General features: G+C 62.4%; 7 protein-coding genes and 1 tRNA gene. 3 read left to right on the top strand and 5 right to left on the bottom strand.

Features of this window, described 5'->3' with window-relative positions; all coding sequences use genetic code 11:
- The first annotated feature begins 126 nt into the window (after nucleotides 1-126).
- Nucleotides 127-1566, top strand: a complete 1440-nt coding sequence (gene pyk, locus AB5Y80_RS10965) for a pyruvate kinase (protein WP_041214849.1) — start codon at nucleotides 127-129, stop codon at nucleotides 1564-1566.
- A 67-nt stretch (nucleotides 1567-1633) separates the two neighbouring features.
- Here the strand turns inward: pyk and AB5Y80_RS10960 are convergent, their stop codons facing one another.
- From AB5Y80_RS10960 to AB5Y80_RS10945, 4 genes are all read right to left on the bottom strand, one after another.
- Complete coding sequence (locus AB5Y80_RS10960; protein WP_368172926.1) at nucleotides 1634-2677, bottom strand: efflux RND transporter periplasmic adaptor subunit; 1044 nt, start codon at nucleotides 2675-2677, stop codon at nucleotides 1634-1636.
- A 15-nt stretch (nucleotides 2678-2692) separates the two neighbouring features.
- Entirely contained in the window at nucleotides 2693-5755 is a 3063-nt protein-coding gene (locus tag AB5Y80_RS10955) for an efflux RND transporter permease subunit (protein WP_368172925.1), read from the bottom strand.
- Nucleotides 5756-5916: 161 nt separating this feature from the next.
- Nucleotides 5917-8241 carry an acyl-CoA dehydrogenase gene (locus AB5Y80_RS10950; protein WP_368172924.1) on the bottom strand — a complete coding sequence of 775 codons (2325 nt, stop codon included), beginning with the start codon at nucleotides 8239-8241 and terminating at the stop codon, nucleotides 5917-5919.
- Between the two features lie 47 nt (nucleotides 8242-8288).
- A complete protein-coding gene (locus AB5Y80_RS10945) occupies nucleotides 8289-8942 on the bottom strand; it encodes a TetR/AcrR family transcriptional regulator (RefSeq protein WP_005324182.1) in 654 nt (217 codons plus the stop codon).
- A 468-nt stretch (nucleotides 8943-9410) separates the two neighbouring features.
- Between AB5Y80_RS10945 and AB5Y80_RS10940 the strand changes: the two genes are divergently transcribed.
- Nucleotides 9411-10151 carry a phosphatase gene (locus AB5Y80_RS10940; protein WP_005324180.1) on the top strand — a complete coding sequence of 247 codons (741 nt, stop codon included), beginning with the start codon at nucleotides 9411-9413 and terminating at the stop codon, nucleotides 10149-10151.
- A gap of 87 nt (nucleotides 10152-10238) precedes the next feature.
- Nucleotides 10239-10314: transfer RNA gene (locus AB5Y80_RS10935), tRNA-Thr, on the top strand.
- A 229-nt stretch (nucleotides 10315-10543) separates the two neighbouring features.
- Here the strand turns inward: AB5Y80_RS10935 and AB5Y80_RS10930 are convergent.
- Nucleotides 10544-11539, bottom strand: coding sequence for a sulfate ABC transporter substrate-binding protein (locus tag AB5Y80_RS10930; RefSeq protein WP_042881496.1), 996 nt, complete (start codon nucleotides 11537-11539; stop codon nucleotides 10544-10546).
- Between the last annotated feature and the right edge of the window lie 222 nt (nucleotides 11540-11761).

Genomic DNA, 11761 nt, shown 5'->3' with positions numbered 1-11761 from the left:
ACGGGCTTGGTGTAGTATCGAAATTCAATCAAACAAGGCCACCCAGATGGCCTGCCAGTTGGCGCCATGCCACATGCTTGACGGGGCAGTATTTCAAGTCATATCAACTTCACATTGGAGTCTTTCATGCCAAGACGTACAAAGATTGTTACCACACTCGGTCCGGCGACCGATCGCGACGGCATTCTCGAGGGGATCATTCGCGCCGGTGCCGACATGGTGCGGATGAACTTCTCCCACGGCACTCCTGAAGATCATATCCAGCGCGCCAACCAGGTGCGTGACATCGCCGCCAAGCTGGGCCGCCACGTGGCCATCATGGGCGATCTGCAAGGCCCCAAGATCCGCGTCTCCACCTTCAAGGATGGCAAGATCTACCTCGCCATCGGTGACAAGTTCATTCTCGATGCCGCCCTCGGCAAGGGCGAAGGCTGCCAGGAGCAGGTCGGCATCGACTACAAGAGCCTGCCGCAGGACGTGGTATCCGGTGACATCCTGCTGCTGGACGATGGCCGCGTGCAACTGAAGGTCGAACAGGTCGAAGGCACCCGCATCCACACCACGGTGACCGTGGCCGGCCCGCTCTCCAACAACAAGGGCATCAACAAGAAAGGTGGCGGCCTCTCCGCCCCGGCCTTGACCGAGAAGGATAAGGAAGACATCAAGACCGCCGCCCGCATGAACGTGGACTACCTGGCGGTCTCCTTCCCCCGCAGCGGCGATGATCTGCGCTACGCCCGCGAACTGGCCCGCGAAGCCGGCTCCAACGCCAAGATCGTGGCCAAGGTCGAGCGCGCCGAGACCGTCGCCAGCGACGAGGCGATGGAAGACATCATCCTCGGCTCCGATGCCGTCATGGTGGCCCGTGGTGACCTGGGTGTCGAAATCGGCGACCCCGAACTGGTGGGTGTACAGAAGAAGCTCATTCGCCACTCCCGTCGCCTGAATCGCGTGGTCATCACCGCGACCCAGATGATGGAGTCCATGATCAACGCGCCGCTCCCGACCCGTGCCGAAGTCATGGACGTGGCCAACGCCGTGCTGGACGGTACCGATGCGGTGATGCTCTCCGCCGAGACCGCCGCCGGCCAGTTCCCCATCGAGACCGTGACCTCCATGGCCAGCGTCTGTGTGGGCGCCGAGAAGCACCCGAGCCTGAACGTCTCCAACCACCGCATGAGCTACACCTTCACCTCGGTGGAAGAGGCGGTGGCCATGTCCACCATGTATGCGGCCAACCACCTGGAAGGGGTCAAGGCGATCGTGGCGCTGACCGAGTCGGGCACCACCCCGCTGCTGATGTCCCGCATCAGCTCCGGCCTGCCCATCTTCGCCATGTCTCCTCACAACAAGACCCTGGCCTGGGCCAACCTCTACCGCGGCGTCACCCCCGTGCTGTTCGATGGCGACGAAACCAAGCCGGTCTACGAGGTGTGCCGCGACGCGCTGGACGTGCTCAAGGCCAAGGGACTGCTGCAAAGCGGCGACATGGTATTGCTCACCCACGGCGACAAGATGGAAACCGTCGGCAGCACCAACACCTGCAAGGTGATGATGGTCGAGTAATCGCCCCTCCTCCCTGCAACAAAAACGGCTCCCGCGGGAGCCGTTTTTTTATGGGATCTGCCCGGGTTCAACCGCGAAACAGCTCCACCTTGTCCCCATCCTGCAGGCTGCCGGCGCCGCGCACCACCACCTTGTCTCCCTGCTTGAGGGCGCCACTCACCGCCACCTCCCGGCTGTCCCCAAAGAGCACGGTGACCGGCACCCGGTTCACCGTGAGCGCCTCGCCGCGCTGCTCCACCTGATAGACCACGCTCCCCTCGGTGCCGAGCACCAGGGCATCCCGAGGCAGCAGCATGGTGTGCTCCTCTCCCATCGGCAGCGCCACCCGCACTGGCGAGCCGATGATGAAGGTGCCCGCTTCCGGCTTGAGGCGCAGCTCGATGAGCCGGGACTTGGGATCGGCGCTCGCCGCTCGCTGGTAATAGATGGCGTGGCTGCTGAGCTGCTCCCCTTCCACCCGCAACCGGGTCTGGGTGGCCAGTTGCCGGGCCCAGGCGATGGGCGCACGCAACCGGATGTCCGGCTGGTCCGGATTGACCAGCTCAAGCGCCTGTTCGCCCGCATCCACATGCTCCCCCGGCTGGATGAAGTGTTCATTCACCACTCCGTCAAACGGGGCAAAGATGCGGCTTCTGCGCAGCTGCTCCTCAATCTGGCGCACCTGCACCCGCGCCAGCTGCTCGGCCAGCTCAGCCTGCTCCACGTCATAGCGCGCCTTGTCATACTGGCTCTGGGAGGCACTCTTTTGCTGGTGCAAACGATCCAGGCGCTGGAACTCGGCGCGAGCGTAACGCAGGTTGCTCCCCTCTCTGGCTTGTTCCGCCCTCGCCTGCTCCAGCGAGAGGCGCAGGGTCGCGCTGTCCAGGCGCAGCAACTCGTCCCCCGCCTTCACCCGGCTGCCAAACTCGGCTATCCACTCCACCCGACCGCTCACTTCGGCGCTGAGCGCCGCCTGCTGGCGGCTTGCCACCGTTCCGCTGACCCAGATGCTGGCCCCCGCCTCTCCCTGGGCCACCTCCGCCAGCGTCACCATCTTGCTTTGTGCAAGCGCAGGCAGCCCGCCAGCCAGCAGCAGAGCCCCCACCACCATCCTTGTGAAACCTTGTGTCATCGATGAGCTCCTTGCTCAGGCACGCTGCCGAAGGGCGTGCGGTATGTCGGTCTGCTCCCCCAACCGCAGGAAGGCGGGCAACAGGATCAGGGTGAAGAGGGTGCTGCAACTCATGCCGCCGACGATGACGGTGGCCAGCCCCCGGTAGATTTCGCTCCCCTCGCTCGGACTCAGCATCAGGGGCAGCATGCCGAAGATGCTGGTGAGGCTGGTCATGGCGATGGGACGCATCCGGCTTTGCAGAGCATCGGTGACTGCCGACTGCCGGCTCATCCCCTCCCGCTCGGCCATCCTGGTCTGGTGCACCAGCAAAATGGCGTTGTTGACCACCAACCCGAGCAGGATGACGAAGCCGATGATGGTGAGCAAGTCCATCGGCAGCGGCGCCACCAGACCGCTCAGGTGCAGCGCCAGCACGCCGCCTACGGTGGCGAGCGGCAAGGTGAGCAACACCAGCACGGCATCCTTGAGGGAGGCGAAGACCCCCCACAGCAGAATGAGCAGTATCATCACGGCGAACAGGAAGATGCTGCCGAGGTTGCCGAGCGCCTGTTGCAGGCTGTCGGCATTGCCGGCGACCCGCAGCTCCCCCCCGGCAGGCAGCAACGGCCGGATGGCGGCAAAACTCTTGTGCTGCAGGGTGTCGAGCACCTGCTCCATGCTCATCCCCGCAGGGGGCGAAATCTGCAGACTGATGCTGCGCCGCCCATCGGATCGGAAGATGCTCTCAGGCCCGAGTTGTGGCTCCACCCGCAGCAGTTCCCCAAGGGGAACGATGCGCCCGGACGGGGTAGCAAGCGGCACCGCCTTGAGCTCGTCCGGGTTGGCGGAGGCCTGCCCCATCAGCAGGATGTCGAGCCGCTCATCCCCGTCGAAATATTCGCCGACCCGCAGACCATCGCCGAAGGTCTGGATGATGGCGGGCATCGGGGAGCGATCCCAGCCAACCTCGGCCAGGCGCCTGTCCTGGGGCACCAGCCGAAGCTCGGGAGCGGTGAAATCGAGTCCGGGCTCTGGCCTGACCTGGGCGCCGGGCAAGTCCCGCTGCACTATGGTCATGCTCTCCCTGGCCGCCTGATAGAGTTCGGGTAGCCCACCCCCCTGGATCAGCAGGGAGATGCTGTTTTCACTGTCAAAACCGCCAAACAGGGACCCCTGACCGCCAAATACCTGGGTGTCGGGAATGCCCACCAGCAATTGCTTCATCAAGAGCTGCTCCAGCACCTTGATCTGGTTATCCTCCTTTGGTCGCACCCCGATCTGGGCACCGCCCGGGTAGCGCAGGATGTAGTAGTTCTTGAGGACAGGCTCCTTCTCCCCTTTCATATAGGGGTCGAGGCGGGCAATCAGGGTATCGATCACCTCCTCCCGCTGGGCCTTGAGATTGACCCCGGGGGTGAAACTCATCCAGACGTCGATGGCGTCCCGCTTCACATCCGGCAGGTAGTTCATCTTGGGCAACATCAACCAGCTCACTAGCACAGGCCCCGTCATCATCAGGACGATGATGGCCCAGCGCCTGGGGGCGGTGGCAGTCCAGTGGATCACATGGCGGGTGACGCGGCACCACAGGCGCTCAAAGGGATCAATCAGCCGCTCGTGCCCCATCCAGCGCGCCGCCACCGCAGGCAACACCGTGACCGCCACCACCATGGAGACGGTCACCGCGCAGGCGATGGTGAGCGCAAGATCGGCAAACAACTGCCCTTCCACGTCGTTGAGCAGGAGCACCGGCAGGAAGATGGCGACCGTGGTCAGGGTGGACGCCACCAGAGCGGTCCACACCCGGCGGGTGCCCTCCAGCGCCGCCTCTCCCTTGCTGATGTCACCCCGCTCATGGCGCCGGTAGATGCTCTCCAGCACCACGATGGCGGCGTCGAGCACCATGCCGACCGCAAACGCAATGCCCGCCAGGGAGATGATATTGAGGGTCCGCCCCATCACCTTGAGCAGGCAGAAGGTGAGCATGATGCTGATGGGAATGGCGATCGCGATCATCAGGGTCGCCTTGAGCTGGCGTAGAAAGACCCAGAGGATGGCGCAGGAGAGCAGCACCCCGAGCCCCAGGTTGGCGGTCACCATGCTCACCGCCCGGTTGATGTAGAGGGAAGCGTCAAACGACTGCTCCATGTGCAGGCCGACCGGCTCCAGCACCTCCCGGTTGAGCTCCCCAACCTTGGCCTTGATCCCCTCGAGCGCCGCCAGGGCATTGGCGCCGCTCTCCTTGAAGATCTGCGCCGCGATGGCGGTGTTGCCGTTCTGGATGCGCAGCACCGGGTTCTCCTCCCGGGCCACTCTGATCTCGGCAACGTCCCGCAGATAGATGGGCAGGCCGTCACGCCAGTCCACCACCTTGTCCCCCAGGGCCGCCACGTCATAGCGACCGGCAAAGCGCAGCTTGTACTCCCAGCGTCCGATGTCGAGGGTCCCGGCCGACACATCCCAGCCCGTCGTTGCCCGGCTGGCGAGCACCGGGATCTCCACCCCCAGCTCGGCGGCGCGGTAAGGGTCGAAGCGGATCTGGATCTGGCGCTCGTTGATCCCCTCGATGTCGACCGTGGACACCCCGGGGATCCGCTCCAGCTCGGGCTTGACCCGCGCCTCGATCAGCGCCTGGTGATCGTCTATCTCCCCCTTGGCGCCGGGCAGTTGCTGGATGAAGAAGAAGGTCAGGGTGTCGTTGCTGCTGTAGTTGTTGACGTAAGGGCCACCGATGTTGTCCGGCAGCCCCGAGACCCGGTTCAGGCGGGAGATGACGTCAAGCTGGGCCCGCTGCATGTCGGTGCCGAGGGCAAACTCCATGTCGATTTCGGTGAAGCCGGGGTAGCTGTTGCTGCTGAGGCTCTTGAGCCCCTGTACCCCCTGCATCTCCTGCTCGATGGGATCGGTTATCTCCGACTCCATCTCCTGGGGCGAGGCCGAACGCCAGTCCACCGTGATGTTGAGGTGAGGACGGTCTATGTCGGGAAACAGCTGGACGGGCAGTCCCCGGATGCTGAGCAGGCCCAGCAAAAAAATCAGCACGACCGAGACCGCCACCCAGATGGGGCGTTCGATCGCCGTTTTGGCGAGGTTCATTCACTCTTCCTGAGTTGTTGTTATCGGCCATTCCGATGGCCTTGCTTCCTGCCCCAAGGGTGGGGGCCATTGCATTAAACTGGAATTAATCGACCTTGTAAATGCCTGGTTGAACAACAAAAAACCGGCCACTAGGGCCGGTTGTCGGTTTACGCTCGGGGTCAGGCTGCATGCTCGACCGTGTTCGGTTGAGACAATCCTTCCAGCTCGCCAGGAGCGAAGTTGTCCACCTGGATAGCCTCGTAGCGCAGGGCATCGGCGGCCAGCAGCTTGTCCGCCTCCTCCTTGCCGAGGATGGACTGGGACAGGGCCGCAGCCACCAGCTCAGGCAGCGCCAGCTTGCGGGGCAGTCTGCCCTCTTTCTGGGCCTGCACCAGCTTCTTCTCGATGGGCTGCACCGAGACCATGGCCTGGAAGGCACGCTCCATCAGCCCCACCGGATCCGCCTCGTCCTTGCCCACATAACAGAGCGCGGTCAGACGATCCCGGAACTCGCCCGGCGTCATCATGGCCAGACAGATGGCATGGCAGCGATCGTCCGCCGGCATCTTGTAACCGACGCCGAACGGGAACACCACCCGCTTGAGTACGGCACCCACCACCTTGTTCGGGAAGTTCTGGAAGAAGCCCTCGAACGCCTTGCCAATCAGGTAGAGGTTGCGCTCCACCGCGTACTGCACGAACGGCAGGTCAGAGACCATGCGGCCCTGATCCTCGTAATGCTTGAGGGTGGCGGAGGCCAGGTAGAGGTGGCTCAGCACGTCACCCAGACGGGCGGAGATCATCTCCTTGCGCTTGAGATCCCCGCCCAGCATCAGCATGGAGACGTCGGCGCACAGGGCCAGCCCCTTGCTCATGCGAGAGAGCTGCTTGTAGTAGCGGGCGGTTTCACCAGCCACCGGCGCGCTGTTGAACTGGCCCAGGGTCAGCCCCTGGAACAGGGCACCGAAGAAGTTGCCGGTACCGAAGGCGATGTGTTTCATCAACAGGGCGTCAAACTTCTCGAGACCGCGCTCCACATCGGTGTCGGCCGCCGCTTCCAGCTCGGCAAACACGTACGGGTGACAGCGGGTAGCCCCTTGCCCGAAGATCATCAGGTTACGGGTCAGGATGTTGGCCCCTTCCACCGTGATGGCGACCGGAATACCCATGTAGGCGTAGCCGGTGTAGTTTTTCGGGCCCAGCTGGATGGCGCGACCGGCGTGGATGTCCATGGAGTCATCCATGATCTGGCGCGCCATCTCGGTCATGTGGTACTTGGAGATCGCGGTGACGATGGCCGGTGCCTGACCCAAGTCCAGGGAACCTGCGGTCATGCGACGAGCCCCTTCGAGCTGATAGGTGAGGCCGCCGATGCGGGCCAGCGCTTCTTGCACACCTTCAAACTTGCCGATGGACATGCCGAACTGCTTGCGCACATAGGAGTAGGCGCCCACGGTGCGGCTCGCCATGTGACCGCAGGCGGTGCCAAGGGCTGGCAGCGAGATGCCGCGACCGGCGGAGAGGCACTCCACCAGCATGCGCCAGCCGCGGCCGGCGTAATCCGGGCCACCGATGATCCAGTCGAGCGGAATGAACACATCCTTGCCGAAGGTCGGACCGTTCAGGAACGCCAGCCCCATGGGGTAGTGGCGATCGCCGACGCGCACGCCAGGGTGACTGGTCGGGATCAGCGCACAGGTGATGCCGATCTCTTCCTTGTCACCCAGCAGTTTTTCCGGGTCATAGAGCTTGAACGCCAGCCCCAGCACGGTGGCGCGCGGCGCCAAGGTGATGTAGCGCTTGTTCCAGTTCAGGCGAATACCCAGCACCTCTTCCCCCTTGTGCATCCCCTTGCAGACGATCCCCTTGTCCGGGATGGCGCCCGCATCGGAGCCCGCTTCCGGCCCGGTCAGGGCGAAGCAGGGTACCTCCTTGCCGTTGGCCAGCCCCGGCAGCCAGAAATCTTTCTGGGCCTGGGTGCCGTAATGCATCAGCAGCTCGCCCGGGCCGAGGGAGTTGGGCACCATGACGGTGACCGCGACGCTCAGGCTCTTGGTGGCGATACGGGTGACGATGGTGGAGTTGGCAATCGCCGAGAACTCGCGGCCGCCGTAGGATTTCGGGATGATCAGGGAGAAGAAGCCTTCTTTCTTCAGATAGTCCCACACCGGCTCCGGCAGGTCCTTGGTCTCGTTGACGATCTTGAAGTCGTCCACCATGGCGAGCAGGGTTTCGACCTGGTTGTCGATAAAGGCCTGCTCTTCTGCGCTCAGCTCGGCCTTGCCGTAGCCGTGCAGTTTCTTCCAGTCCGGGTTGCCGCGAAACAGCTCCCCATCCCACCAGACGGAGCCGGCCTCCATGGCCTCCCGCTCGGTGGCCGACAGGGGCGGCAATATCTTCTTGAAGATGCCGAACACGGGGCGGGTCACCACCTTTTTACGGATGGCGGGGACACCGAGCACCACGGCTATCGCCAGCACCAGCAGGACAAGCAATGTGATCATACCGAAGTTCCTTCTATTTCACTGTTTCCGTTGATTATTGTTAGGTGTTACACGGCCAGGGAGAGCCTGGTCGACTCCACGGGCGCCCCGACACCGGACGCCAGATAAGGAATGACGTTGCGCACCAGCCCTTCCACATCGAGCTGCTGGCCAAAATCGGCCTGGGCGATGTCACGCAGGGCATCGGCCGAGGCCATGGTGAAGACGACGGTGCCCAGGGTGAAGTGCAGGCGCCAGAAGAGATCCGCTGGCGACAAATCCGGATTGGCCTTGGAGATGGCCTGGGTGATCCCGTGCAGGGTCGCCCCATAATGGGTGGTAATAAAGCGGCGCAGGTGGCCCTGACTGTCGATATAGCCGCGCCCCAGCAACTGCATGAAGAGCGCCGGACCATTCGCCCTGACGGCCGACAGTTTCATCAGAGGTTCGACAAAGCTCTCGAACACCTGCAACAGGGTCAGCTGATCCTGCGCCATCAACGTCTGCAACCGCCCGTCCAGTGCCGGCATGAAGAGGCTCAGATAACGGTCGAGCACCGCCTGGATAAGCTCCTTCTTGGAGCCGAAGTGATAATTGACCGAAGCCAGGTTCACATCGGCCTCGCTGGTGATCAGACGCAACGAGGTATCGGCGAACCCTCGCTCGGCAAACAGCACCTCGGCGGCGTCGAGAATACGGTTCTTGGTATCGATTTTACTCACTGGACACCTCACTTAAACGAATGTTTAAAAAGTACGTTTCACGCCCACCCATGTCAAGAGAATGTGAACAAGTGTTGGCTAAATGTTTTTAATCAAAAAAGAGGGAAGATGGCGGGAACTTCGCGGCGAGACGGCACTCTATATCTATGCCACTGCAATTAAACATTAAGTCTCGCCCAACCTGCGTCATGCTAGTTGGGCATTTTTTTGGCCTGCCGTCACCCGATGCGCCGACAGAGAACCAAAAAAAACCGTCGCAGGGGCGACGGCGGGGAAAACGGGTCTGACCATCCAGTGTCGACCCATCGATGGGTGTTCAGGCTTGCATCGATGTCGCCATCCTCGCAGTGAAACGTCATCAGACTTTGTCAGCACAGACCCAAATTGTGACAAAGTATGGCAACCAGCCACATGGCCCGGCTTCGCCAATCTTGCTATGCTGTCGCCTCATGCCAGAGGGGAGAGAAGATGAAGTATACAGTCGATACCCACACGCACACCGTCGCCAGCACCCACGCCTACAGCACCATTCACGATTACCTGCCCATCGCCAAAGCCAAGGGGATCAAGCTGTTCGCCACCACGGACCATGGCCCGGACATGGCAGATGCCCCGCATTACTGGCATTTCGTCAATCTGCACGTGTTGCCCAGAGTCGTGGACGGGGTCGGCATCCTGCGCGGCATAGAAGCCAACATCAAGAACATTGACGGTGAAATAGACTTCCCCGAGCGCTACGAGTCCCGGCTCGACATGATCATGGCGGGCTTTCACGAACCGGTGTTCCCCCCCTGCGATCAGGCGACCCACACCCAGGCCATGATCAACGCCATTCGAAGCGGTCGGGTCGACATGATAAGCCATCCCGGCAATCCCGCCTTCCCCATCGATATTCAGGCGGTGGTCAAGGCAGCGGCAGAGTATCGAGTGGCGCTGGAGGTCAACAACTCCTCGTTCAGTCACTCCCGTGCAGGCAGTGAAAGCAACTGCCGCGCCATCGTCGAGGCAGCGCGCGATCTGGGTGCCTACCTCACTTTCGGCTCCGACTCCCACGTGGCATTCAGCCTCGGCGACTTTGATCACTGCCATCGGCTGGTCACCGAAGCCAACTTCCCACATGAGCGGATCCTGGCCCGCTCCCCCCGTGCCCTGCTCGATTTTCTCGAGAGCCGCGGCCGTGCTCACATCCCGGAGTTCGTTGACCTCTGATATGCCTTAACATCATGAGCCAACTCATAAAATCGAGTTGGCTCAATTGACTTGTCCGGCTTTTTTCACGACTCTGAACATCAAGCCGCCGGTATAGCTCAGTTGGTAGAGCAGCGCATTCGTAATGCGAAGGTCGTAGGTTCGACTCCTATTACCGGCACCAGACAGACGAAGGGTTGGCCTCAGTGCGAGGCCAACCCTTCGTGCTGTTTGTCTCGGGTCTCTGGCCAAGACGCCGAAGTGACTGCGCCAGAACACCCTCCCCCACCATCCGAGACGGTCCTGTTCATCTTTCAGAGCCTGACGCTCCAACCTGGCCCCACCGACAGAGAGGGCAGCCAGGCAGCCACGCCCCGGCTGCACCTGGGTGAGCATCGTTATCCAGAGGCCCCTCAGCGCTGGGCATAGATCTGGTCGAACACCCCGCCCTCCTTGAAGTGAGTGCGCTGGATCACAGGCCACGCGCCGAAGGTCTTCACCACGTCGAGGAAGGTGGCGTTCGGGAAACGGTCTGCAAACTCGGCGAGGATCGCCGGGTTGCGCGGGCGTAGATAGTTGCTGGCAGCGATGCGTTGGCCTTCGTCGGACCAGAGATAGGCCAGATAGGCTTCGGCCTCCTTGCGGGTACCCTGCTTGTCGACCACCTTGTCCACCACTGACACCGGCAGCTCGGCCACGGCGGTGACGCTCGGATAGACCACCTCGAAGCTGCCACGACCGAACTCCCGGGCAATCATCTCGGCTTCGTTTTCGAACGTGACCAGCACGTCCCCTATGCGGTTTTGGATGAAGGTGGTGGTGGCGGCGCGGCCGCCGGTGTCGAGCACGGGAACCTGCTTGAACAGCTTCCCGACAAATGCCCTGGCCGCATCTTCATCGCCCCCCTGCTCCAGCACATACCCCCAGGCAGACAGATAGGTGTAGCGGCCGTTCCCCGAGGTCTTGGGGTTGGGCACGATGACCTGTACCCCCTCCTTGAGCAGATCAGGCCAATCCTTCAACCCCTTGGGGTTGCCCTTTCGCACGATGAACACGGTGGCCGAGGTGAAGGGGGCGCTGTGATCCGGCAGGCGATCCGCCCACCCCTTGGGCACCAGGCCCCCATGCTCGGCGAGGGCGTTGATGTCGGTGGCCATGTTCATGGTGATGACATCGGCGGGCAGGCCGTCGATGACGGCGCGCGCCTGCTTGCTCGATCCGCCGTGGGACATGTTGATCTGCAGTGGCTCCCCACCTTCGGCCTGCCAGTGCTTCAGGAAGGCTCCGTTGTACTCCTTGTAAAAATCGCGCATCACGTCATAGGAGGCGTTGAGCAGGGTGGTCGCCTGGGCCAGCGGGGCGAGAGCCAGTCCTGCAACAAGCAGGGTGGCGGGCACGAGTCGTTTCATTTCACATCCTTGGAATGAGGGGCGAGTGACTGACTATAAGAGCCGACCATTTATTCTTTGAAAGAATAATTACTGCTCAGCTTATGCGATAAATGGCATCTCCTGGGTCCGGCGCAACGGATGACGGCGATGAGGTGGTCACCTCCAGGCGGGCCATGATGGCTGCCGAGGACGGCGCCCATGAGCCTGGGGCTCCTCCTGCCCGCTCCCTGCCCCGGGCAG

The organism is Aeromonas sp. R2-1 (genome assembly GCF_040908425.1).
GTDB classification, from domain to species: Bacteria; Pseudomonadota; Gammaproteobacteria; order Enterobacterales; family Aeromonadaceae; genus Aeromonas; species Aeromonas caviae.
This window is presented reverse-complemented; position numbering and strand designations above follow the sequence as displayed.